Here is a 23,262-nt window from a genome sequence, read left to right on the forward strand (position 1 = left end):
GGAGTACATATGTTGACACTGAATCTTCCCGCTTCACCCCGCCGGCTTTCCGTCGGCGAACGCGAGGTTTTGCTGGTTACCAATGCGGATCTGCGGGAGTCCGCCAACCTGACCTGCTGGCCGACCCAGCAGCAGTTTGAAAGCCGTCTACAGAGCGCGCTGGAACAACTGGGATACCGCATGACGCGCGCTCATGCGGTAGACAACGCCCGCGGGCACGGTTTCATCAGCAGCCAGCGGGAAGGCAGCGATGTGTTCGCCGCGCTCGACCCCGACGCGCCGGTGATCGTGCTGCTGACCGCCTGGCAATATTCTCACCATGTCGCGCCGTCGCTGGTGCACCACCGCGGCCCGGTATTGCTGCTGGCTAATTTCGACGGCACTTGGCCGGGGCTGGTGGGCATGTTGTGCATGGCGGGCTGCCTGACCAGTCTGGGGCGCACGTATTCCCGGCTGTGGTCGGAAACCTTTGAGGACGACGCGTTTCGTCAGGGGCTGGCGACCTGGCTGCGCGACGGCGCGGTCAGCCACAAGACCGGCTATTTGCGCCCGGTGGCGGCGTCTCACCCGCTGCTGGCGGCGCCTGCCGGTCAGATCGGCCGTCAGGTGGGGGAATACATTCTGCGGCATAAAGCGATTATCGGGCTGTTCGACACCTTCTGCATGGGGATGATCAACGGCGTGTTCCCGCAGCAGGCGATGGTGAATATTGGTATGCCGATCGAGTCGTTGTCCCAGTCGGCGTTGCTGGTGGAGATGGCGAAGGTGCCGCACGCCCTGCGTGAAAACTGTCTGGCGTGGTATGAGCAGCGTGGTATGCAGTTTGAGTTTGGCGACGACGGCAGCCGCCAGCTGACGCGGGATCAGGTGCTGGAGCAGTGCGCGATGATGATTGCGATGGCGCGCGTCGTGCAGCGCTTCGGGCTGACGGCGGTCGGGGTGCAGTACCAGCAGGGGCTGAAAGACAGCTGCGCCGCGTCCGATTTCGCCGAAGGGGCGATCGGCAACGCAGAGCGCTTCCCGCTGCCGGATGAGCAGGGCGAGCCGATTCGCCCCGATGTCGCTATCCCCTGCATCAATGAAGTGGACATGGGCAGCGCCATTCCGCAGGTGATGTTGTGGCATCTGCTGCATGGGCTGGGGCTACCGGCGGAAACCACGCTGCACGATATTCGCTGGGGCAGCGAGTATCAGGGCGTCTTCTACTGGGATTTGGAAATTTCCGGCGCGGTGCCGTTTGCTCACCTCAAAGGCGGTATCGCCGGCGCCACCGGCTATCGTCAGCCGCCGATGTTCTTCCCGTACGGCGGTTCCACCATCGCCGGGCAGGGCAAGGCGGGGCGTTTTGTCTGGGCGCGGGCGCATTACGAAGGCACGCAGGTGATCATGCATATCGGCACCGGCACGGCGGTAGAATTGCCAACTGATGAGTTTGAACGCCGCCGCCGCGCCACCAACTACGAGTGGCCGCTGCTCAACGCGGTGCTGGACGGCGTCACCCGCGACGACCTGATGGCGGGTCACCAGAGCAACCACCTGACGGTGGCGTATGTGGACGAGGATAAGCTTGCCGAGGTGCTGAAAGCCTTTGTCGCTCAGGCGCTGACGCAGCATATCCAGGTATGGACGGCGGGCGATGCTCACCGGTTGCTGGCGGAGTAAATCATGAATTACGACAACTCATCCTTCAGCGATGAAAACAAATACACCGGCATCTGGCCGGTGATGCTCACCCCGTTCGACGCGCGCGGCGAAATCGACTACGCCTCGCTGGCGCGGCTGGTGGAGTGGTATCTGGATGCCGGGGTGCACGGGCTGTTCGCCGCCTGCCAGTCCAGCGAGATGTTTTTCTTAAGCGATGCGGAAACCCGCGAACTGGTGCGCTTTATCGTGGCGCAGGTAGACGGCCGGGTGCCGGTGGTGGCCTCGGGTCATACCGCCAACGCGTTCAGCCAGCAGGTGGATCAGCTAAACGGCGTGGCGGAAACCGGCGTGGACGGCGTGATCCTGATCAGTAACCGATTGGCGCTGGCGGGCGAGCCTGACGAACAGGCGCTGGCACGGTTGCAGGCATTGACGGCGCAACTGCCCGCGCAGGTGGATTTGGGGATCTATGAGTGCCCTTATCCCTACAAGCGGCTGCTGTCTGACGAGACGGTCGCCTGGTGCGCGCGCAGCGGGCGCTACACCTTCATCAAAGACACCTGCTGCGATCTGCCGACCATTCGCCGTCGTCTGCAGCTGGCGCAGGGTACGCGTCTGCATCTGGCCAACGCCAACAGCCAGACGTTGCTGGCGTCGTTGCAGGCCGGCTGTCAGGCCTACAGCGGCGTGATGGCCAACTTCCACCCGCAGCTGTACGTGTGGCTGTTCGAGCACTGGCGCGAGCACCCGCAGGCGGCGCAGCAGCTGGCGGATTATCTCGGTACGGCGGCGCTGGCGGAGTTTCTTGATTATCCGGCCTGCGCCAAGTTCTATCAGCAGCAATGTGGTAATTTCTCGACCCATGTTTGCCGGGTGCGCAACAGCGCCGCCTACGGCGAGAGCTTTTTCCCACAGGCGATTGAGAGCATGCTCCGGCTGGGCCAGACGCTGGCGACGCAGCTCCCGGTACCGCGCCGGTAACCTGAAGGACACCCTGATGAAGCTGACAATGACAACACAGCAATTCGTCCTGCCCGAAGGGCATGACTACTTCGGCAACTGCCACGCCTCGACCGTGGCGGCATTGCCGGGCGGGCGGCTGCGGGTGGCCTGGTTTGCCGGCGAAAAGGAAGGCAGCGGCGATACCGCAATCTGGCTGGCCTGCGCCGAGCAAGGGCGCTGGTTGCCGCCGGTGCGGATAGCGTGGGAAGACGGGCTGGCGCACTGGAATCCGGTGTTGCACCAGCAGGCGGGCAAGCTGTGGCTGTTCTATAAAGTGGGCGCGGATGTGCACCACTGGCAGACCCGGGTGATGGTATCGACGGATGACGGCGCGAGCTGGTCTGCGCCGTGTCCGCTGGTGCCCGGCGACAGCGCGCCGCGCGGGCCGGTGAAGAACAAGCTGCTGGTGATGTCCAACGGCGAGTGGCTGGCGCCCGCGTCTGTCGAGGACGACCGCCATTGGGATGCCTTTGTGGATCTCAGCGGCGATCAGGGCCGGAACTGGCAGGCCGTGCCCATCCCGCTGACCCACCGCATACCCGGCGATGAAGGCGGCGGGGCGTTATGGCAGGGGCTGGAGCAGGCGGCGCTGTGGGAAAACGACCTGACGCGGGTGTTCCAGTGGGACGGCGTTATTCAGCCGTCGGCGTGGGAGTCGGCGCCGGGGCGGGTGCATGTACTGATGCGCAGCACGCGCGGCGCGCTGTACCGCAGCGATTCGGACGACTACGGTCGCCACTGGCGCGAGGCTTATGCCATCGACCTGCCGAACAACAACAGCGGCGTCGATCTGGCGCATCTGGGGGCGGGTCGTCTGGTGCTGGTCTACAACCCGGTAACCGGCAACTGGCGTCATCGTTATCCGCTGACGGTGGCCTGCTCCGTCGATAACGGCGAACACTGGGAAAACCGCATCGACCTTGAGCAGGAGCCCGGCGAGTTTTCTTATCCCGCCATTATTGCCGATGGCGACACGGTTAATGCCGGTGGCGCCGCATCTCATGCCGGTGGCACCACATCTCATGCCGGTGGCACCACATTGCATGTGACCTACACCTGGAATCGAAAAAATATCGTTTACTGCGCGCTGATATTCAGCGGGTAGTCGTTGTAGCACTCAAAAAAACCTGTACCCTACACCCCCCGCCGACCTCCGGGTACGGCGGCGTCCGGATGGCTTTGCCTGAAGGGCGATAAAATCATAAAGCGAGGAACATCATGTCGATTTCCGTGGAATTATCCCAACACCAGGCGATGCACAATAAATCCAATATCCGCCGCGTGGTGATCTCCAGTTGGATTGGCAACACCATCGAGTTTTACGATTTCCTGCTCTACGGACTGGCGAGCGCGCTGGTGTTTGGCAAACTGTTCTTTCCCACCGTCAGCCCGGTCACGGCGATGCTGGCGTCATTCGCTACCTTCGGCGTGGGGTTCATTGCCCGCCCGCTGGGCGGTATCTTCTTCGGCCACATGGGCGACACCCTGGGGCGTAAGCTGACGCTGTTGATTACCCTCGGCGGCATGGGGATGGCGACCTTTCTGATCGGCTGCCTGCCTACTTATCACCAGATCGGCGTCTGGGCGCCGGTGCTGCTGGTGGTACTGCGTTTCGTGCAGGGCTTTTTGGTGGGCGGCGAGTGGGGCGGCGCGATGCTGATGGTGGTGGAAACCGCGCCCGCCAACCGTCGCGGCCTGCTCGGTTCCATCCCGCAGACCGGCGGTTTTTCCGGACAACTGCTGGCGACGGCCATATTCGCCATGGTGTCGACGCTGCCGGAAGACCAACTGATGTCGTGGGGCTGGCGCGTGCCGTTTATGCTGAGCGTGGCGCTGGTGCTGGTGGGGCTGTATATGCGCCGCAAGGTGGACGAAACGCCGGTGTTCCAGCAGGTCCAGCAACAGCAGCAACAGCAGGCGCGTGAGAGCGAGCCGGCGCGTCGTCAAAGCCCGGTGGTGGAAGTACTGCGTAAACAGTGGCGCAGCGTCTGCCTGATTATGGTGCTGCGTTTCGCGGAAAGCGTGCCGTTCTTCCTGGCGACCGTGTTCGCCGTGTCCTACGCCACCGTACAGTTGGGCGTGCCCAAACAGACCATGCTCAACGTGATCATGGCGACCTGCGTGCTGGCGTTTCCGATGCATGCGCTGTTCGGCGCGCTGTCCGACCGGGTGGGCCGCCGTCCGATCTATATCTTCGGCGCGCTGTGCGCCGCGGCGATGGCGTTTCCGTTCTTCTATCTGTTGGAAAGCGGCTCCTTTGGGTTGATGGTGCTGGGGTACATCCTGCTGATCAACATCGCCCATAACTCCATCAACTCGGTACAACCGGCGTTCTTTACCGAACTGTTCGGCCCGAAAGTGCGTTATAGCGGCGCGTCCATCGGCGCACAACTGGGGGCGATTGTCGCAGGCGGTTTCACTCCGTTTATCGCCAAGGGGCTGACCTCGCTGGATAACGAGTCCTGGACGCTGGTGGCGACCTACGTCACGGTAGCGGCGCTGGTGGCGGCGTTCGCAGCCTGGAAAGCGCCGGAAACGTCGCGTCGGGATATGACCAAAGAGGTGTGATTTATTGATCGCGGCCAGGGTCGGCCGCGCTTTAGCTGCGTCGAGTTAGTTATTCCGCTACACTGGCCTCTTTCAGTTCTCACAGGGATATTCTGTTTCATGGCGAAAACAGTTGAACAGATTGCCAGTGCCTTGAAGTTGTCCGTGACCACGGTGCGTCTGGTGCTGAATGGAAAAGCGGAACAGTATCGGATCAGCGCCAAAACCCAGCAACGCATCCATCAGTACGTGACCGAGTACGGTTACACCGTCAATCACGTCGCCCGCAGCCTGAAGCTGAACAAAACCGAAACGCTGGGGCTGATCGTGCCCCGACTATCCAACCTGTTTTTCTCGACGCTGGCTGAAAAGCTCGAAACCCGCTGCCGCGAGGTGGGCTATCAACTGATGATCAGCTGTTCTTACAGCGATCCGCAGTATGAAAACCGGCTGGTGGAGGCGCTGTTGCAGCGCAATGTCGACGGGTTATTCGTGGTGCCGTCGTCGCTACAGTCGGCTCAGCACCACGCTAAGGTCGTGAAAAAGCCGTTGGTGCTGCTGGACCGTGATTTCGGCATCGATCAACTGCCGCTGGTGATGAGTGACAACCTGCAGGGCGGGGCGGCGCTGACCGAAGCGATGCTGGCCGACCAACCTGCCGCGCCGCTGTTTTTCATGGCCGGCGACGTGCAGCAGCCGGCGATTCGCGACCGTCTGCGCGGGTATCGCCAGTCGGTGCAGCAGGCCGGGCTGACCCCGGCGGTGCTGGAAGCCAGCCATAACCGCCGTGAAGACGGCATGCTGATGATGGAGCAGTTTTTGCGCCAGCACGACGCGCCGCCGCCGGCGTTCATCGCGTCGTCACTGCCGGTGCTGGAAGGGATGCTGAGCGTGGTGCGCGAGCGCTATGGCTATATTCCGGCGCACATTAATATCGGCACCTTCGATGAACACGCCATGCTGGGATTTTTACCGAATACGCTCTGGTCAATGCGTCAGAACGAAGACGCCTGGACTGAACAGGCGTTTGCGGCGATGCAGCAGGCGCTGAACGGCGATGCGCCGCCGCATAAAGCGGTGATCCCCATGACCCTGATCCACCGCCGCCAGGCGGAAAGTCACTGACCGGCGTTATTTGCCGAAACCGGTATCATCATCGGCGGCGGTTCGTCTGCCTGCTTGCGGCGTTCGTATTCTTCCAGCCGGTCGCGGGCCGAGGTGTTGTGGTGGTCGCTGTGGACGCGATAATAGTCATAGGGCAGCAGTAGCGTATCCAGCATGGCGGAGAAGGGAACGTCCAGCGCCACCATCGGCATCATCGCCCAACTGGTGTCCTCGTCTTTCATGGTAGCCATGCTGGATTTGGTGCCGGAATAGTACCCCTGCTCGCCGCCAGAGTGAGTCATTACACTGGAGCAGCCACCGCATGTCGCCAGTATCCCGCCTGACAGTACGAACGACAATGAGGCATTTTTCAGTATGGTCATCATGCTACCCTGAGGAGAGTTTTCCCGGTTACGTGGTTGACTGCGCGTGCATCACCCTGCATATGGATTACGGCCTTCACATGTTTTAGCAAAATGTGCTTGCTGTCCAGTGTATGTGATTACACCTGAACCGGGGAAAGAATAAGAGAATTTTCCTTCACGGTGTTGAAAAGCGGAGGTGGGTCACCATATTGATATCAGGCAAGACGGAAATACGCCGACAGGGTATTTCCCCACGCCAGACGCCTGTCCGAATGGAGGGCGGTTATCTTTCGACCTCGCTGCATGTTAGGAGGCAGTTTATGCGTAACCCCGATTTTTCCCCGCTGTATCGCTCCGCTATTGGTTTTGATCGTCTGTTTAATCTGCTGGAAGCCGGCCAGAGCCAGGGCAATGGCGGATATCCCCCGTATAACGTTGAGCTGGTTGACGAAAACCAGTACCGCATTGCGATTGCCGTGGCCGGTTTCGCTGAAAGCGAACTGGAGATCACCGCGCACGACAACATGCTGATTGTCAAAGGATCGCACAGCGGCGACGCCACCCCACGCAACTACCTTTATCAGGGCATTGCCGAGCGCAATTTCGAACGCAAATTCCAGCTGGCGGAACACATTCAGATCAACGGCGCCAACCTGGAAAACGGTTTGCTGTTCATCGATCTGCAACGGGTGATTCCGGAAACGCTGAAACCGCGGCGTATCGAAATCAAATAATCGTGATGGCCGCCGGCGCGCGACGCCGCGGCGATGAGTGAACCGATCTCAGCGATCTCTCTGAGTGATTGCATCTGTTCGTCCGCCGAATGGGGACGACCCGGCTGTCGCCGGAAACCGTTATCTCGCTTCACAGAAGGAGTTATGAGTATGCGCAACTACGATTTATCCCCCCTGCTGCGTCAGTGGATTGGCTTTGACAAACTCGCCAGCGCTATGGGCAACCAGGAAGCGGTGGAATTCCCGCCGTACAACATCGAAAAAGTCGATGACAACCATTACCGTATTACGCTGGCGCTGGCTGGATTTCGTCAGTCGGAGCTGGATATTGAAGTGGAAGGGCAGCGTCTGACCGTGAAGGGCGCGCCGACGCCGCCGGAGAAAAAGGCGCAGTACCTGCATCAGGGGCTGGTGTTCAAGCCGTTCTCGCTGAGTTTCACGCTGGCCGATCACCTGCATGTGTCCGACGCGCAGTTCCAGCACGGGCTGTTGCACATTGACCTGATTCGTGACGTGCCGCAGGCGTTGCAACCGCAGCGTATCGCCATCGGCCGCCGTGCGCCCGCGCTTCACGAGAAGGCGCCGGATGAACAGGCTTAACCGGCCATAATCGACCGCCCGCGAGGTACTCGCGGGCATTTTTTTAACATTTTTTCCCACTTTTCCCAGCCGGTCATCTGGCGCTGGCGATGGTTTACATTAGTTCTCAATGGTTATTTTCCGCATTTAAAGGGAAAATATCGAAAAATACTTCAGAATTATTTTATTTCCTGCCTGAATAGAATGAAATAAACCAATAAATAACGGTGATGAAAGCGGTATTCATTAATTAATTATTATTAACATCATCGTTAATTCCATGTTCCATAATTGTTATTTTGTGGCGAGTTTTTTGGTTTTATTTATTTTTGAAATGGCGTTTTTATTTTCAAAAGTAAATTATTAAACCTATTTAGTAATTAAAATAACAGTAGTGAATTCCACTTTTATAATACTATTTTTCCCGTTGATCACTTCACTTGATTTTGATGGGACGAGAAAAGCACCCTGTTCTTTTCGTTTTCTCGTCTTTTTTTTGCTGATGCTGTACCCGTTGTGTTTGTCAGGCTGTATCCCGCCATGAAAGATGGCGATGGCGCGCCGGAAAACTCGCTATCCGCATAGTCGGACGGCGGAAATAAGGGTGATGAAGAAATAAAACAACTCCTCCACTCGTAACACGGGACTTCCGGTAAAAGCGGCTGATTTCGTTTTAATCTTGAGTGGTGTTGGTATGTCTGCAAATAACAGCAGGTTAGTTAAGCTTCTTATTATCCTCGGCATAGCCGTTATATTTTGGTTTGTTCCTGTTCCTGAAGGCGTTAATCCTACCGCATGGCACCTGCTGGCAATATTTATTGCTACGGTCATCGGTCTGATTCTCTCCCCTTACCCCCTTGGCGCCATTGCCATTTTTAGTATCACCGCCGTCTCGGCGCTCGGTTTGCTGTCGGTCAAGGATGTGCTGGTCGGGTTTGGCGACCCCACCATCTGGATGATTGCCTGTGCCTTTTTCATTTCGCGCAGCTTTATCAAAACCGGTTTCGGCCGCCGTATCGGGTTTCTGTTCATCAGCAAGCTCGGCAACAGCAGCCTGGGGCTGGCGTATGGTCTGGTATTCACCGACCTGCTGTTTTCCCCGGCGATGCCGTCAACCTCCGCACGCTGCGGCGGCATTATCACCCCGCTGTTCCGCTCTATCGCCGAAGCTTACGGTTCGACGCCGGAGCAGGGCACCCAGCGGCGTATCGGCGCGTTTCTGGTGCAGACTATTTTCCAGTGCAACGCCATTACCTCGGCGATGTTCATGACGTCGATGGCTGGTAACCCGTTGATCAGCAAGCTGGCGACCCAGTTCGGCGTTCACCTGACCTGGACCGAATGGGCGGCGGCGACGCTGGTGCCGGGGCTGCTGTCGCTGATCGTGATCCCGCTGGTGCTCTACCGTTTCTACCCGCCGGAACTGAAGAAAACCCCGGAAATGCGCGAGCTGGCCAAGGCTCGCCTGCACGAAATGGGGCCGATGAGCCGCAACGAATGGATTGTGCTGTGCGTGTTCCTGGGGCTGGTGGTGTTCTGGGTGTTGGGGTCGACGCTGAATATCGACGCTACCCTGACCGCGCTGGGCGGCCTGAGCGTGTTGCTGTTGACCCGCGCATTGAGCTGGGAAGACGTAACCGGCGAGAAAGAGGCCTGGCACACTGTGGTGTGGTTCGCCGTGCTGATGATGCTGGCGACCCAACTGAACAAGATGGGGCTGATCGCCTGGCTGGGCGGCATCGCCGGCCACGCCGTCGCCGGGATGCACTGGTTGCCGATGATAGGACTGTTGCTGCTGGTGTACTACTACAGCCACTATTTCATGGCCAGCGCGGTGGCGCACATCAGCGCCATGTACGCCATTTTCGTGTCGATCGCCATTGCGGCGGGCGCGCCGCCGGTGCTGACGGTGCTGGCGTTTGCCGCTTTCAGTAACCTGTTTATGGCGACCACGCACTACTCCGGCGGCCCGGCGCCGATCATGTTCGGCTGCGGCTACCTGTCGCTGGGAACCTGGTGGAAGATCGGTTTCCTGGTCGGGCTGGTGGTCATTCCCATCTGGCTGGGCATCGGCAGCCTGTGGTGGAAGGTTTTGGGGATGTGGTAATAAGTGCTGGGGATGTGGTGATCGTCTTTTGCCTATCTGTTTGATTCGCCGCCGCCGGATATGGGCGGCGGTTTTGTTCTCTGCGTGCGGAAATGGCGCAGAAATAGCGTGAACAGGTTAAGATAGCGGGATCGATGATGCGAATTCCGGAGCGAGAGATGAGTAAGAAAAAGACACCGCTAAAACTAGGCACGTCGATCATTCTGATGGTGTCGGCGGTGATTGGCTCGGTGCTGCTGGTGGTTTACGCGCTGCTGTTTTTTCGCATCACCGAACTGACCGAAACTCACCTTAAGGACAAAGCCTTCGCCATTGCCCGCACCGTCGCTAATTCGCCGATCGTGGTGGACGATCTGAAAGGCATCGGCAATCCGATGCTGGTACAGCGTTTTTCCGAGGACGTGAAAAGCCGCAATCACCTGCTGTTCGTCATCGTTACCGGCATGGACGGTATCCGTCATTCCCATCCTGAGCCGGGGCAAATTGGCCGCCATTTTATCGGCGATGACCTCTATCCGGCGCTGCTGGGGCTGGAGAATACGGCGGTGAACCGCGGGGTGCTTGACCCGGCGCTGCGTGTATTCACGCCGGTGTTTGACGAGAATAACCAGCAGCTCGGGGTGGTGGCGGTGGGGATTTCGCTGTCCAGCGTGCAGTCGGTGATTAACGAAAACCGCTGGATTATTCCCTGGACCATCCTGTTCGGCGCGCTGGTCGGCCTGCTCGGCACCTATTTTCTGGTGAAAACCCTCAAACGCATCATGCTGGGTTTTGAACCGTTCGAAATTTCCAATCTGTTCGAGCAACGCAACGCGATGCTCAAGCAAATCAAAGAAGGGGTGATCGCGGTGGATACCGACCTGCGCGTCACCATCATCAACGACGAAGCCAAGCGGTTGTTCAGTCAGCATGGGTCTGGCGAAACGCTGGCGATCGGCAGCACCATCAGCCGCTGGCCGGCGCTGATGAATCTGGAAAAGGTGCTGGAAACCGGTGCGCCGCGGCAGGATGAGGAAATCAATTTCAACGGCAATCTGTTGCTGATCAACACCGTACCGGTGGTGGTGAAGGGCGATATTATCGGCGCCATCGCCACCTTCCGCGATAAAACGGAAGTCAGCCAACTGCTGCAGCGCCTGACCGGGATGTCGTATTACGCCGACGCTCTGCGCGCCCAGTCACACGAATTCATGAACAAGCTGCATGTGATTCTCGGCATGCTGCATTTAAAATATTACCCGCAACTGGAAGAATATATTCTAAAAACCGCCAATAATTATCAGGCGGAAATCGGCTCGATTATCCGAAAAGTAAAATCTCCGGTGATTGCCGGGTTCCTGTTGGGTAAAATCAATCGGGCACGGGATTTGGGCGTTACGCTGTCCATCAGCGAAGACAGTCTGTTGCCGGATACCGACGACTCCCAGGCCACCAATGAGCTGATCACCGTGCTGGGCAACCTGATCGAAAACGCGATGGATGCCTTGTCCGGTCTGGAAAACCGCGAGATCACCGTGACCTTCCATCATCAGGATGGGCAGTTACACTGTACGGTGAGCGACGACGGGCCGGGCATTGCGTCGGATATTCAGCAGCGCATTTACCAGGAAGGATTTTCCACCAAAGGCTCCGGACGCGGCATCGGCTTGTATCTCACCCGGCAGAGTCTGGAAAAAATCGGCGGTACCATCGATTTTGAATCCGAACCGGACGTTTACACCCAGTTTTTTGTGAATATCCCGTATCAAGCAAGGCAGTTTGACCATGATTAAGGCAGTTTGACCATGATAAATGTACTGATCGTCGATGACGACGCCATGGTGGCGGAGTTGAATAAGTGTTATCTGAATCAGATTTCCGGGTTTAGCTGCTACGCGACGGTACCGACGCTGCAGCAGGCGCGAAATCTGCTGATGCAACCGGACTGCGAGATCGATCTGGTGCTGCTGGATATCTACATGCAGCAGGATAACGGTCTGGATTTGCTGCCCACGATTCGTGAATTCAGCGAACACACGGACGTGATTATCATTTCGTCGGCCAGCGACGTGTATACCATCAAGAAAGCGCTGCATTACGGCGTGGTGGATTATCTGATCAAGCCGTTCCAGTTCGCCCGCTTCGAACAGGCGCTGACCGCCTACCGGGAAGAGGCCAACCTGCTCAAACACCGCGAGTTTGTGGCGCAGTCGGACATCGATAACCTGATTCGCCGCACCAGCGGCACCCCGACGGTGGAGCGTAAGAAACTGCCGAAAGGGCTGACCAGCCTGACGCTGCGCACCGTCTGCGAATGGGTCGAGGGCAATCAGGGCGCGGAGTTCTCCACCGAGATGCTGGCCAACGCCATCGGCATTTCCCGCGTGTCCTGCCGTAAATACCTGATCTATCTGGCGGATACCGGCATTCTCGACACCAATATTCTCTACGGTTCCACCGGCCGCCCGGTCTACCTTTACCGGTTGCTGCCGGAAAAGCAGGACGCGCTGCGACAGTACTGCGAATAACGCCGAAACGACAAAGCCACGATCAACGTGGCTTTTTATCTGGCGTATAAAACGAAAAAGGCCACGGTATCCGTGGCCTTTTTGTGTATGAACCGGTCGACGGACTACACCAGCCAGCCGAGCAGCAGGGTGGCGGCGATCACGGTGGAGGCGCCGCCGATACGGGTGGCGATTTGCGCGAACGGCATTAGCGACATGCGGTTGGACGCGGACAGAATCGCCACGTCGCCGGTGCCGCCCAGGCCGCTGTGGCAACTGGTCACGATGGAGGCTTCAACCGGGTACATCTTCAGGTACGGCGCGATGAAGAAGCTGATCAACGCCATTGAGAGCACCACGGAACCGCACACCACCACGTAGCCGACGGAGAACACCGCCACCACGCTTTCCAGCGGCACGTACAGCATGCCCAGACCGATCATCAACGGCCACACCAGCGAACTGGATACGAACTTGTAGAAACTGTTGGCGCCGGTTTCCATGCTGGACGGGATAACACGACCGTACTTGCACAGCACCGCGATCAGAATCATCAGCACCGGGCCGGGGATATGCAGCACTTTTTCAAACAACCCGCCGACGATGAAGAAGGTGCAGATCAACAGCAGACCGCCGCCCATCAGATGGAAATCCACCGTTTTCGGCGCGTCTTTCACCGCAAACAGCGCGTTATCGGCTTCGTTGCGCACCAGGTTGCCGTTACCGTTCAGGTCGCTGCGCCATACGCCGATGCGGGCCAGCACGCCGGCGCAGATGATGGCGAAAATGTTGCCGACAACGGCGGCAGGCGCCAATTGGGCGACGTACACGTCCGGCGCCTGACCGAGGATGGCGGAATAGGCCAGCGACAGCGGCAGGATGCCTTCGCCGATGCCGCCGCCGATGATCGGCACGATGATGAAGAAGAAGGTGTGGTAGAAGCTGTAGCCAAACAGTTTACCTACCAGCAGGCCGGTCACCAACGCGGTGGCGGTGCCTACCACCAGCGGAATGAACATGCGGATCATGCCCTGAATCAGGATGACGCGGTTCATGCCGAGAATGCTGCCCACCACCAGACTGGCGATGACGAAGTAGAGGAAGTTGGCGTCTTTCATCAACAGCTTGACGGTATCCAGCGTGTTGGCGTTGAACAGATGGAAATACACCAGAATGGACGGCACCATCAGGCAGAGAATCGCCGGGCCGCCGATTTCTTTCAGCACCGGAATACGCTGGCCGATATAAGCCAGCAGGAATCCCATGGTCATAATAACGGCGAATCCGCCGATCATGTTTTTAGGTAAATAACTGGCATAGGCCGCAATAAATACAATGGCGGCAATGACCAGGAAAAGAATAAAAGGCACGGAGCCAATGCGAGTTTTATTTAAGCTTTCCAGTAAGCTTGATGGTGCGGCGGTGGCGAGCGTGTTATCGCTCATGATTTCAGTTTCAATGTTTTTCATTATATTCACCCTGTTGTAGCGGCATAGGACAGAGATAAGCAACTTGCTCTGCAAGACGTGGAAAATTGTGTTATGAGCGCAAAGCGCAATAGCCATGCGACACACCATCAAAAGAAAAAAAGCGATGTTATTTTTATTGCAGCATGTTCTTTAGGTAATCTAGCATGGGTAAATGTTAAAAATAATAGCCATTCACTACAAACATGAGGGAATTGTGAACCTCACAGCAATTCGACTTTAAATAACTTAATTCGTGGTTTTGTAATTAAAATTAATTTGTGAATATTGTGGTGGGATTATTTAGATAGGCGGGTTAGTTTTAGCTGTGTAAAATTACCACGGCAGGGATAAATAAAAAATAAAATTTAAAAAGTTATATAAATAAAATTCCAGAGCGATGTGATTGAGGCCGGGATTATGTCGGCGAGGTCTTTGCTATCCGGCGGAATCGCCATTTTCTGCCATACTGTCTGTGATAAGCAGGGAAGAAACCAGTGGACGTAATGTGACGGTCGGATTGACCGCCATGCTGTACGCCTGGTGCTTTTGCCGCGTGGTATAAAGTTTTTTTATAGTGCGCAAATAGTTACAGAAAGGGCAGCAGGGATGATAGGAATACATCATCCATGTCAGGGTTTTGTCAGTATTTTCACCTGATTTTAACCTTTTTAACACGCTTTATTGTGCAGTAATTCATCATTCGAGAGGATTTTCCTATGAGTTCTTACATGGTGATAATTATTGTATGACGCTGTTTTTATGGTGCTACCTGTTGTTTTTTTGTTATTTTGCGGACCTTATCACCAATAAAGTGGTGGTTTAAGCTAACTTTATACCATGATGATTCTGTGGTTTCTGTTTGTAAATCCTAACAGGTTATATTGACGCGATTGTGATCTGTTGACACATTGTGGGCGTCACAAGGAGGAGGGCGGCAGAGTACCTGGAATCATTATGGTTGATCCGACAGGGCTGGCGGGGGTTTTCCTGCTTGTCCCGCACTGTTGTCTCTCCCTGTTTACTATTACATCAGTCTCCGGACGCGTTCCTCGGGCTGAAACAGAGAAAAGTACAGACCACCGCGATAAAAACCGTCGCGATAACCCCAATCGCGATAGCCATGTTGCAATGACAACAGTCACGACGACAACGATCGCGATGACAACAACAGGTCTGACTGACACACAACATCCACAATGGAGTTCATGTAATGGCTAAATCCCTGATGAAATCAAGGGTGCTGAAATTCAGCCTTGGTTTGCTGGCGCTGTCCGTTGCCGCCGGTGTACAGGCAAAAACCCTGGTGTATTGCTCAGAAGGTTCTCCGGAAGGTTTTAACCCGCAGCTGTTCACGTCCGGCACCACTTTTGACGCCAGCTCCATTCCTATCTACAACCGTCTGGTTGAGTTCAAAAACGGCACCACGGAAATTGAACCGGGTCTGGCCGAAAAATGGGATATCAGCGCCGACGGCAAAACCTATACTTTCCACCTGCGCAAAGACGTGAAGTGGCAGGATAACAAAGAGTTCAAACCGAGCCGTACCTTCAACGCTGACGACGTACTGTTCTCCTTCCAGCGTCAGATCGACGCTAACCACCCGTTCCACAAAGTTTCCGGCGGCAGCTACGAATACTTTGAAGGCATGGGTATGCCGGAGCTGATCAGCAAAATCGAGAAAGTGGACGACTATACCGTCCGTTTCCAACTGACCCGCGCCGAAGCGCCGTTCCTGGCCGACCTGGCGATGGACTTTGCCTCCATCATGTCCGCCGAGTACGGCGACAAAATGCTGAAAGCCGGTTCGCCGGAGAAAATCGACCTGGATCCGATCGGTACCGGTCCGTTCCAGTTGCAGCAGTACCAGAAAGATTCCCGCATCCTCTACAAACGTTTTGACAGCTTCTGGGGCACCAAGCCGGGCATCGACCGTCTGGTCTTCTCCATTACGCCGGATGCATCCGTGCGTTACGCCAAGCTGCAGAAAGACGAATGTCAGGTGATGCCGTACCCGAACCCGGCGGATCTGGCCAGCATGAAGCAGGACAAGAACATTGAACTGCTGCAGAAGCCGGGCCTGAACGTGGGTTACCTGTCGTTCAACGTCGAGAAGAAACCGCTGGATAACGTGAAAGTGCGTCAGGCGCTGACTTACGCGGTGAACAAGCAGGCGATCATCGAAGCGGTTTATCAGGGCGCCGGTCAGGCCGCGAAAAACCTGATTCCGCCGACCATGTGGGGCTATAACGACGACATTAAAGATTACGCTTACGATCCGGCTAAAGCCAAAGCGCTGCTGAAAGAAGCGGGTCTGGAAAACGGTTTTGAAATCGACCTGTGGGCGATGCCGGTACAGCGTCCGTACAACCCGAATGCCCGCCGCATGGCGGAGATGATTCAGGCTGACTGGGCGAAAGTAGGCGTGAAAGCCAAGATCGTTACCTACGAGTGGGGCGAGTACCTCAAACGCGCCAAAGCCGGCGAACACCAGACCGTGCTGATGGGCTGGACCGGCGACAACGGGGATCCGGATAACTTCCTGGCTACCCTGTTCAGCTGCGACGCGGCGAAAAAGGGCTCCAACTACTCCAAATGGTGCTACAAGCCGTTTGAAGACCTGATCCAGCCGGCTCGCGCGGTGTCCGATCAGGCTAAACGTATCGAACTGTACAAACAGGCTCAGGTTGTGATGCACGATCAGGCTCCGGCGCTGATTGTGGCGCACTCCACCGTGTATGAACCGATCCGTAAAAACGTGAAAGGCTACGTCATCGAGCCGCGCGGCGTGCACAGCTTCAATCACGTATCAGTAGATTAATTATCTATCACGTCACCTTTATGGGCGATGGCAGCGCTGTCGCCCCTGTTGTTTCTAGAGACGAGTGTTTCTGTAGGGGAACGGCAGGGGGCGCTTCAACGCCCGTTTTAACGCAGTGAGCAATGTCAGGCTCGATGGTGAGCGCCATCGGGCCCTTTATCTCTAATAAGAGAAGCACAGAGAGTTCGGGATATGTTGCAGTTCATACTCCGTCGTTTGGGGCTGGTTATCCCAACGTTTATCGGTATTACCCTACTGACTTTCGCTTTCGTGCACCTGATCCCCGGCGACCCGGTGATGATCATGGCAGGTGAGCGCGGTATTTCTCCGGAGCGCCACGCGCAGCTGATGGCGGAACTGGGGCTGGACAAGCCTCTTTGGGAGCAATACCTCCACTACATCAACGGTGTGTTGCACGGCGATCTGGGCATGTCCCTGAAGAGCCGCATACCGGTCTGGGACGAATTCGTGCCGCGGTTCAAAGCCACGCTGGAACTGGGCGTCTGCGCGATGATTTTCGCGGTGATCGTCGGTATTCCGGTCGGGGTGCTGGCGGCGGTCAAGCGCGGTTCCGTGTTCGATCATACCGCGGTCAGCATCGCGCTGACCGGCTACTCCATGCCGATTTTCTGGTGGGGCATGATGCTGATCATGCTGGTATCGGTGCAGTTGAACCTGACGCCGGTATCCGGCCGGGTGGGCGACACCGTGTTTCTGGATGATTCTCTGCCGCTGACCGGCTTTATGCTGATCGACACCTTAATCTGGGGCGCGGAAGGCGACTTCAAAGATGCCGTGATGCACATGGTGCTGCCGGCTATTGTGCTCGGCACTATTCCGCTGGCGGTGATTGTACGTATGACGCGCTCGGCGATGCTGGAAGTGCTGGGCGAGGACTATATCCGTACCGCTCGCGCCAAGGGGCTGGGCCGGCTGCGGGTGATTGTGGTGCATGCGTTGCGCAACGCCATGCTGCCGGTGGTGACGGTGATCGGCTTGCAGGTGGGCACCATGCTGGCCGGGGCGATCCTGACCGAAACCATCTTCTCCTGGCCGGGGCTGGGCCGCTGGCTGATCGATGCGCTGCAGCGCCGCGACTATCCGGTGGTGCAGAGCGGGGTATTGCTGGTCGCCACCATGATTATTCTGGTGAACCTGCTGGTGGATGTGCTCTACGGCGTGGTGAACCCGCGTATCCGGCATAAGAAATAAGGGGAAGCGGAGATGACTCACGTTACCGAATCCGCAGCGACGACTGCGCCGAAGCCGATGACCCCGCTGCAGGAGTTCTGGCACTATTTCAAACGTAACAAAGGGGCCGTGGTCGGCCTGGTCTACATCATTCTGATGCTGGTGGTGGCGATTGGCGCCAGCGTGCTGGCGCCGCATTCGCCGGCCGAGCAGTTCCGCGACGCGCTGCTTAAACCGCCGGTATGGCAGGAGGGCGGCAGCTGGCAGTACCTCTTCGGTACCGACGATGTCGGCCGCGATGTGCTGTCGCGCCTGATGTACGGCGCGCGCCTGTCGCTGCTGGTGGGCTGTCTGGTGGTGGTGATGTCGCTGATCCTCGGCGTCGTCTTCGGTCTGGTCGCCGGTTACTTCGGCGGCGCGGTCGATGCCGCCATCATGCGTCTGGTGGATATCATGCTGGCGCTGCCGAGCCTGCTGCTGGCGCTGGTGCTGGTGGCGATTTTCGGGCCATCCATCGTCAATGCGTCGCTGGCGCTGACCTTCGTGTCGCTGCCGCACTACGTGCGCCTGACCCGCGCCGCGGTGCTGGTGGAAGTCAACCGCGACTACGTCACCGCTTCGCGCGTGGCGGGCGCCGGTCCGCTGCGCCAGATGTTCGTCAACATTTTCCCTAACTGTCTGGCGCCGTTGATCGTGCAGGCATCGATGGGTTTTTCCAACGCCATTCTCGACATGGCCGCGCTTGGGTTCCTCGGCATGGGCGCCCAGCCGCCCACACCGGAATGGGGCACCATGCTCTCCGACGTGCTGCAGTTTGCGCAGAGCGCCTGGTGGGTGGTGACGTTCCCCGGTCTGGCGATTCTGCTGACGGTATTGGCATTTAACCTGATGGGGGACGGCCTGCGTGATGCTCTCGACCCCAAACTCAAGCAGTGACAGAGCAAGCAGTGATAGAGGTAAAGAGATGGCGTTACTCAACGTAGAAAAACTGTCGGTGCACTTTGGCGACGAGGGGCTGCCGTTTCGCGCGGTAGACCGCATCAGCTATCAGGTGGAGCAAGGGCAGGTGGTCGGCATCGTCGGCGAGTCCGGCTCCGGCAAATCCGTCAGTTCGCTGGCGATCATGGGGTTGATTGATTTCCCCGGCAAGGTGATGGCCGACCGGCTGGAGTTCAACCAGCGCGACCTGCAGACGCTGTCCGACAAGGAACGGCGTCAACTGGTGGGTGCGGAAGTGGCGATGATCTTCCAGGACCCGATGACCAGCCTCAACCCCTGCTACACCGTGGGTTTCCAGATTATGGAAGCCATCAAGGTGCATCAGGGCGGTAACCGTAAAACCCGTCGTCAGCGGGCGATCGACCTGCTGAATCAGGTGGGTATTCCCGACCCGGAATCGCGGCTGGATGTGTATCCGCACCAACTGTCGGGCGGGATGAGCCAGCGCGTGATGATCGCCATGGCGATTGCCTGTCGGCCGAAGCTGCTGATCGCCGACGAACCGACGACGGCGCTGGACGTGACCATTCAGGCGCAGATCATCGAACTGCTGCTGGAGTTGCAGCAGAAAGAGAACATGGCGCTGATCCTGATTACCCACGATCTGGCGCTGGTGGCGGAAGCGGCGCACCACATCATCGTGATGTACGCCGGGCAGGTGGTGGAATCCGGCAAGGCGGCGGACATTTTCCGCGCTCCGCGTCACCCCTATACCCAGGCGCTGCTGCGCGCGCTGCCGGAATTCGCGGTGGACAAGTCCCGGCTGGCGTCGCTGCCGGGCGTGGTGCCGGGCAAATATGACCGGCCGAACGGCTGTTTGCTCAATCCGCGCTGCCCGTACGCCAGCGATCGTTGCCGTCAGGAAGAGCCTGAGATGCGGGACATCCCCGGTCGTCAGGTGAAATGTCATACACCGCTGGATGATGCGGGGAGGCCAACCGTATGAGCCAGACCATGAATGCCGCCGGGCAGCCGTACCTGCTGCAGGCGATTGATTTGAAAAAACACTACCCGGTTAAAAAAGGGTTGTTCGCGCCGGAGCGGCTGGTAAAGGCGCTGGACGGCGTATCCTTTACGCTGGAGCGCGGCAAGACGCTGGCGGTGGTGGGCGAGTCCGGTTGCGGTAAGTCCACGCTGGGCCGCCTGCTGACCATGATCGAAACCCCGTCGCACGGCGAGCTGTACTATCAGGGGCAGGATCTGCTCAAGCCGGACCCGGCGGCGCAGAAGCTGCGCCGGCAGAAAATTCAGATCGTGTTCCAGAACCCGTACGCGTCGCTCAACCCGCGCAAGAAGGTAGGACAGATCCTGGAAGAACCGCTGGTGATCAACACCGATCTCAGCAAGGCGGAACGCCGCGAGAAAGCGCTGGCGATGATGGCGAAAGTGGGCCTGAAAACCGAGCACTACGACCGCTATCCGCACATGTTTTCCGGCGGTCAGCGCCAGCGTATCGCCATCGCCCGCGGGCTGATGCTTGACCCGGACGTGGTGATCGCCGATGAACCGGTGTCCGCGCTGGACGTATCGGTACGCGCGCAGGTGCTGAACCTGATGATGGATTTGCAGCAGGATTTGGGGCTGTCTTACGTATTCATCTCCCACGACCTGTCGGTGGTGGAGCACATCGCCGATGAAGTGATGGTGATGTATCTGGGCCGCTGTGTGGAGAAAGGCAGCAAAGACGCCATTTTCAGCAACCCGCGCCATCCGTATACCCAGGCGCTGTTGTCCGCCACGCCGCGCCTGAACCCGGACGCCCGCCGCGAACGCATCAAGCTGACCGGCGAGCTGCCAAGCCCGCTCAGTCCGCCGCCGGGCTGTGCCTTCAACGCCCGCTGCCAGCACCGTTTCGGCACCTGTACCCAGTTGCAGCCACAGCTGAAACCGCACGGCGAGCAACTGGTCGCCTGCTTTGCGGTGGAGCAAGAGGACAGTCAGGTAAGCTGACGCTGGTGGTGAAATAAAAACGGCCCCGGCATTGCCCTGGGGCCGTTTTTTCATACAAGGAGTCAGCTGTCCAGCCTTCGCACTCACTTATTTCTTGGTAAACACCTCGTCCAGATCCGTCACTGAGCGTAGTTTCCAGGCACCGTTTTCCTGTACATAGCAACTGACGAGGCGTTTCGGACTTTTTTTGCCCAACACCATATACAGGTTGACGCAGACAGGGTCGACATCAGTACTCTCGACTCTCATATTAGGCAACCAGTCTTCCTCATCAGGTCCGTTGCTACGGAGAAAGAAATCCACGTCCGTGGAAATTTTTGAGGTGCGCAGCGCCTTAACGGTATCGCGGGCGACATATTTTTCCAGTACCGGGTCATTATCCTGAATGGGGTACTTGTCCTGAATAATCTGCCTGAGATACCACTGATAAAACGCAATCGCCTGTTTTTCCGCACCAGCGGTATCCACATCCTCTTCTTCCTCTTCAGCGGCGGGGGCGGCGCTGGGAGCCGTCAGCTCGGCTTTGAGCGTATCCGCATCGGCATGCTTTGGCGCCGGGGCGTCGGCTGCATAGGATGCGGCGGATAACAGCAGTACCAGAGGGAGTAACTTGTTCATTTTTATATCCTTATAACAGTTCAGTAATTGTGTTAGACGTTCGACGGGATAGGGCGCTTTATTCTCTCAATTGCCGCCACTTGCTATCGATCTCCCGCTGAATGGTGGTGATCAATGGAGCTGGTAGGTTGAAATGGCTGGCTTCACGATGAAATCCTTTGGCGACGTCGTAGAGCTCATCCGCCATGTCGAGTACGGCTTTGGCCTTTGATAACCCAGCCTGCCCCGCCAGTTGCTCCATTGCGCTTAGGGTAATTCGTGAGCCATGACCATTAAACGCCGTCATATGTTCTCCCTGTGGCGATGGGCTGTAGACCACATCATAAAACGGGGAAAGCCGCCAGTTGTCCTGATCGTCCGCCAGAAACGAGAAGTTTTTGGCATGGTCGTCCTGATTGACCAACAGATAATTGAACAGTGCCCGGCGCAGTAACTTTCTGGCTTCCGCCACGCCGCACAGCAGTCGCGTTGCCTTGACCAAATCGACATAATCCAGAGAGGGGGCGCGGAAGCTCGCATCCAGCAAGCCGCTGGCGGATACCATATGCAACCGGCCTGTTTCGCCCACGCAGTCAAATCGGGATTGTTGTAACCAATAGCGCCCTTCACCGACAGGCAGTAACTCAAAGTCAGCCACATCAATACCGGCCTGCCTGGCTATTTTCATATAGAGATACTCGATCTGGCTTTCAGCGTGCTGGAGGGCGAATTTTTCTGACGTGAGCTTGACCAGCAGCTTGTCGCCCGCCGTATCCTGACGAGTGGTAAAGGTGCCGTCAGGCTTTTTTGTCACGCTGAGCTTCGGTCTGGCGCCGCCAGAACCCCCTGCATTCATCAGGTGCGCAATCAGGCTGGATTCCGTGCCTTCGAACTCTTCGACAGCGGCATGACCCAGTTGAATCAGCTCAATCAGCTCTTCACCAACCCCATCAGGGCGGGTCATTGCTGGTTCATAGCGCAATGCGCCCGGGCCACGGTGACCGATAAAAGCCAGTCTTTCCAGAGCAGTAATCCGAGCGGGGTTATAACCCTGCTGGCGGAAAAATCGGTCCATCAGATACAAGCCCCAACCATCAGGCAGACTGTCGCCAAATATGCCGTGTAAACCGTAATGAGGGTGGCGTGGCGCTGCCTGAAGCTGATTATTGAAGACCAGATTGAAAGGGCCGAGCGAGGATGTATGGCCAGCGCGATAGTCTGCGTCATACTGGAAATAGACGCCCTGGCGGTTTTCCGCCAGTTGCCCAACCCGTTCGTCCCGGCCATCACTTAAGCGGCGTATGACATCCAGCGGCACGCTAAGCATTTTTGAGCACCTCTTCAATGCTGGTCGGCGTATGTGACTGATGGGTGAGCGTGTTGAGATCGTTTAGGTTGCCCAGAACTTCGTACAACATCAGAAACTGTCTGAGTGAGATGTTACCTGTAGCTTCAAATTTGCGGATAGTGCTGTTGGGAACACCGGACTGTCGGGACAGGGCATCGACAGAGAGTTTGCGATGTTTGCGCATCGCTTTCAGGTGCTGTTTGAGGTTTTGTTGAATATCGTAAGCCGTGTGTAGCGATAGCATATCAAGGCTCCTGATTACGCCAAATTTGCTACTATATTAGCAAATTTGGTGAAAAAGTGACATTGATTGCTACTATGG

The 23,262-nt window shown here is 57.3% G+C and carries 20 protein-coding genes; 15 read left to right on the top strand and 5 right to left on the bottom strand.

Annotation, left to right across the window (positions count from 1 at the left end):
* Positions 1 to 9: 9 nt before the first annotated feature.
* From DXXMK7_RS00555 to DXXMK7_RS00575, 5 genes are all read left to right on the top strand, one after another.
* A complete protein-coding gene (locus DXXMK7_RS00555; RefSeq protein ID WP_038917395.1) occupies positions 10 to 1,662 on the top strand; it encodes a signal transduction protein in 1,653 nt (550 codons plus the stop codon).
* Between the two features lie 3 nt (positions 1,663 to 1,665).
* The gene (locus DXXMK7_RS00560) at positions 1,666 to 2,625 is read left to right on the top strand and encodes a dihydrodipicolinate synthase family protein (RefSeq protein WP_038917396.1); all 960 of its coding nucleotides are present in this window, start codon (positions 1,666 to 1,668) and stop codon (positions 2,623 to 2,625) included.
* Between the two features lie 16 nt (positions 2,626 to 2,641).
* Complete coding sequence (locus DXXMK7_RS00565; RefSeq protein WP_038917398.1) at positions 2,642 to 3,751, top strand: exo-alpha-sialidase; 1,110 nt, start codon at positions 2,642 to 2,644, stop codon at positions 3,749 to 3,751.
* Positions 3,752 to 3,864: 113 nt separating this feature from the next.
* A complete protein-coding gene (locus tag DXXMK7_RS00570; protein ID WP_038917399.1) occupies positions 3,865 to 5,214 on the top strand; it encodes an MFS transporter in 1,350 nt (449 codons plus the stop codon).
* A 99-nt stretch (positions 5,215 to 5,313) separates the two neighbouring features.
* Positions 5,314 to 6,318, top strand: coding sequence for a LacI family DNA-binding transcriptional regulator (locus tag DXXMK7_RS00575; RefSeq protein WP_038917400.1), 1,005 nt, complete (start codon positions 5,314 to 5,316; stop codon positions 6,316 to 6,318).
* Here the strand turns inward: DXXMK7_RS00575 and DXXMK7_RS00580 are convergent.
* A complete protein-coding gene (locus tag DXXMK7_RS00580) occupies positions 6,312 to 6,683 on the bottom strand; it encodes a YceK/YidQ family lipoprotein (RefSeq protein ID WP_049842576.1) in 372 nt (123 codons plus the stop codon). The genes DXXMK7_RS00575 and DXXMK7_RS00580 overlap by 7 nt on opposite strands.
* Positions 6,684 to 6,982: 299 nt before the next feature.
* Between DXXMK7_RS00580 and ibpA the strand changes: the two genes are divergently transcribed.
* The 5 genes from ibpA to dcuR all read left to right on the top strand — a co-directional run bounded on the left by ibpA (position 6,983) and on the right by dcuR (position 12,589).
* Positions 6,983 to 7,396 carry a small heat shock chaperone IbpA gene (gene ibpA / locus DXXMK7_RS00585; protein ID WP_013315795.1) on the top strand — a complete coding sequence of 138 codons (414 nt, stop codon included), beginning with the start codon at positions 6,983 to 6,985 and terminating at the stop codon, positions 7,394 to 7,396.
* Positions 7,397 to 7,546: 150 nt separating this feature from the next.
* On the top strand, positions 7,547 to 7,996 hold the full coding sequence (gene ibpB, locus DXXMK7_RS00590) for a small heat shock chaperone IbpB (RefSeq protein ID WP_038917402.1): 450 nt from the start codon (positions 7,547 to 7,549) through the stop codon (positions 7,994 to 7,996).
* Positions 7,997 to 8,669: 673 nt separating this feature from the next.
* Positions 8,670 to 10,082: an anion permease gene (locus DXXMK7_RS00595; RefSeq protein WP_038917403.1), complete on the top strand. Its 1,413-nt coding sequence runs from the start codon at positions 8,670 to 8,672 to the stop codon at positions 10,080 to 10,082.
* A gap of 158 nt (positions 10,083 to 10,240) precedes the next feature.
* The gene (locus DXXMK7_RS00600) at positions 10,241 to 11,854 is read left to right on the top strand and encodes a sensor histidine kinase (protein ID WP_038917404.1); all 1,614 of its coding nucleotides are present in this window, start codon (positions 10,241 to 10,243) and stop codon (positions 11,852 to 11,854) included.
* Between the two features lie 12 nt (positions 11,855 to 11,866).
* Entirely contained in the window at positions 11,867 to 12,589 is a 723-nt protein-coding gene (dcuR, locus tag DXXMK7_RS00605) for a two-component system response regulator DcuR (RefSeq protein ID WP_013315799.1), read from the top strand.
* A 104-nt stretch (positions 12,590 to 12,693) separates the two neighbouring features.
* Here dcuR and DXXMK7_RS00610 read toward each other — a convergent pair whose 3' ends face one another.
* A complete protein-coding gene (locus DXXMK7_RS00610; RefSeq protein ID WP_038917406.1) occupies positions 12,694 to 14,037 on the bottom strand; it encodes a 2-hydroxycarboxylate transporter family protein in 1,344 nt (447 codons plus the stop codon).
* A 1,210-nt stretch (positions 14,038 to 15,247) separates the two neighbouring features.
* Between DXXMK7_RS00610 and dppA the strand changes: the two genes are divergently transcribed.
* The 5 genes from dppA to dppF all read left to right on the top strand — a co-directional run bounded on the left by dppA (position 15,248) and on the right by dppF (position 20,995).
* Entirely contained in the window at positions 15,248 to 16,855 is a 1,608-nt protein-coding gene (dppA, locus tag DXXMK7_RS00615; RefSeq protein WP_038917407.1) for a dipeptide ABC transporter periplasmic-binding protein DppA, read from the top strand.
* A 192-nt stretch (positions 16,856 to 17,047) separates the two neighbouring features.
* Entirely contained in the window at positions 17,048 to 18,067 is a 1,020-nt protein-coding gene (dppB, locus tag DXXMK7_RS00620) for a dipeptide ABC transporter permease DppB (protein ID WP_038664321.1), read from the top strand.
* Between the two features lie 12 nt (positions 18,068 to 18,079).
* Positions 18,080 to 18,982: a dipeptide ABC transporter permease DppC gene (dppC, locus tag DXXMK7_RS00625; protein ID WP_038917409.1), complete on the top strand. Its 903-nt coding sequence runs from the start codon at positions 18,080 to 18,082 to the stop codon at positions 18,980 to 18,982.
* Positions 18,983 to 19,010: 28 nt separating this feature from the next.
* Complete coding sequence (gene dppD, locus DXXMK7_RS00630) at positions 19,011 to 19,991, top strand: dipeptide ABC transporter ATP-binding protein (protein WP_033568951.1); 981 nt, start codon at positions 19,011 to 19,013, stop codon at positions 19,989 to 19,991.
* An 8-nt stretch (positions 19,992 to 19,999) separates the two neighbouring features.
* Positions 20,000 to 20,995 (top strand): dipeptide ABC transporter ATP-binding subunit DppF, encoded by a 996-nt coding sequence (gene dppF / locus DXXMK7_RS00635; protein WP_371206762.1) that lies wholly within the window; start codon positions 20,000 to 20,002, stop codon positions 20,993 to 20,995.
* A gap of 87 nt (positions 20,996 to 21,082) precedes the next feature.
* On the opposite strand, the gene DXXMK7_RS00640 is transcribed toward dppF, so the two are convergent.
* From DXXMK7_RS00640 to DXXMK7_RS00650, 3 genes are read right to left on the bottom strand one after another with little or no spacing between them, the layout of a single operon-like run.
* Positions 21,083 to 21,613, bottom strand: a complete 531-nt coding sequence (locus DXXMK7_RS00640; RefSeq protein WP_038917410.1) for a DUF3828 domain-containing protein — start codon at positions 21,611 to 21,613, stop codon at positions 21,083 to 21,085.
* A gap of 58 nt (positions 21,614 to 21,671) precedes the next feature.
* Positions 21,672 to 22,919, bottom strand: a complete 1,248-nt coding sequence (locus tag DXXMK7_RS00645; protein WP_038917411.1) for a type II toxin-antitoxin system HipA family toxin — start codon at positions 22,917 to 22,919, stop codon at positions 21,672 to 21,674.
* Positions 22,912 to 23,184, bottom strand: coding sequence for a helix-turn-helix domain-containing protein (locus DXXMK7_RS00650; RefSeq protein WP_038917412.1), 273 nt, complete (start codon positions 23,182 to 23,184; stop codon positions 22,912 to 22,914). Before DXXMK7_RS00650 ends, DXXMK7_RS00645 begins: the two co-directional genes overlap by 8 nt.
* Positions 23,185 to 23,262: the final 78 nt, after the last annotated feature.

It is taken from the genome of Dickeya sp. MK7 (genome assembly GCF_000406305.1).
Lineage (GTDB): Bacteria > Pseudomonadota > Gammaproteobacteria > Enterobacterales > Enterobacteriaceae > Dickeya > Dickeya fangzhongdai.

What these genes read in the sequence shown, in the direction of transcription:
- ibpB (WP_038917402.1), top strand. Translation starts at nt 7,547, where the DNA reads ATGCGCAACTACGATTTATCCCCCCTGCTGCGTCAGTGGATTGGCTTT.
- DXXMK7_RS00570 (WP_038917399.1), top strand. Translation starts at nt 3,865, where the DNA reads ATGTCGATTTCCGTGGAATTATCCCAACACCAGGCGATGCACAATAAA.
- DXXMK7_RS00595 (WP_038917403.1), top strand. Translation starts at nt 8,670, where the DNA reads ATGTCTGCAAATAACAGCAGGTTAGTTAAGCTTCTTATTATCCTCGGC.
- DXXMK7_RS00600 (WP_038917404.1), top strand. Translation starts at nt 10,241, where the DNA reads ATGAGTAAGAAAAAGACACCGCTAAAACTAGGCACGTCGATCATTCTG.
- dppA (WP_038917407.1), top strand. Translation starts at nt 15,248, where the DNA reads ATGGCTAAATCCCTGATGAAATCAAGGGTGCTGAAATTCAGCCTTGGT.
- DXXMK7_RS00640 (WP_038917410.1), bottom strand. Translation starts at nt 21,613, where the DNA reads ATGAACAAGTTACTCCCTCTGGTACTGCTGTTATCCGCCGCATCCTAT.
- DXXMK7_RS00580 (WP_049842576.1), bottom strand. Translation starts at nt 6,683, where the DNA reads ATGATGACCATACTGAAAAATGCCTCATTGTCGTTCGTACTGTCAGGC.
- DXXMK7_RS00555 (WP_038917395.1), top strand. Translation starts at nt 10, where the DNA reads ATGTTGACACTGAATCTTCCCGCTTCACCCCGCCGGCTTTCCGTCGGC.
- DXXMK7_RS00650 (WP_038917412.1), bottom strand. Translation starts at nt 23,184, where the DNA reads ATGCTATCGCTACACACGGCTTACGATATTCAACAAAACCTCAAACAG.
- DXXMK7_RS00610 (WP_038917406.1), bottom strand. Translation starts at nt 14,037, where the DNA reads ATGAAAAACATTGAAACTGAAATCATGAGCGATAACACGCTCGCCACC.
- dppC (WP_038917409.1), top strand. Translation starts at nt 18,080, where the DNA reads ATGACTCACGTTACCGAATCCGCAGCGACGACTGCGCCGAAGCCGATG.
- DXXMK7_RS00645 (WP_038917411.1), bottom strand. Translation starts at nt 22,919, where the DNA reads ATGCTTAGCGTGCCGCTGGATGTCATACGCCGCTTAAGTGATGGCCGG.
- dppB (WP_038664321.1), top strand. Translation starts at nt 17,048, where the DNA reads ATGTTGCAGTTCATACTCCGTCGTTTGGGGCTGGTTATCCCAACGTTT.
- ibpA (WP_013315795.1), top strand. Translation starts at nt 6,983, where the DNA reads ATGCGTAACCCCGATTTTTCCCCGCTGTATCGCTCCGCTATTGGTTTT.
- DXXMK7_RS00575 (WP_038917400.1), top strand. Translation starts at nt 5,314, where the DNA reads ATGGCGAAAACAGTTGAACAGATTGCCAGTGCCTTGAAGTTGTCCGTG.
- dppF (WP_371206762.1), top strand. Translation starts at nt 20,000, where the DNA reads ATGAATGCCGCCGGGCAGCCGTACCTGCTGCAGGCGATTGATTTGAAA.
- dppD (WP_033568951.1), top strand. Translation starts at nt 19,011, where the DNA reads ATGGCGTTACTCAACGTAGAAAAACTGTCGGTGCACTTTGGCGACGAG.
- DXXMK7_RS00565 (WP_038917398.1), top strand. Translation starts at nt 2,642, where the DNA reads ATGAAGCTGACAATGACAACACAGCAATTCGTCCTGCCCGAAGGGCAT.
- dcuR (WP_013315799.1), top strand. Translation starts at nt 11,867, where the DNA reads ATGATAAATGTACTGATCGTCGATGACGACGCCATGGTGGCGGAGTTG.
- DXXMK7_RS00560 (WP_038917396.1), top strand. Translation starts at nt 1,666, where the DNA reads ATGAATTACGACAACTCATCCTTCAGCGATGAAAACAAATACACCGGC.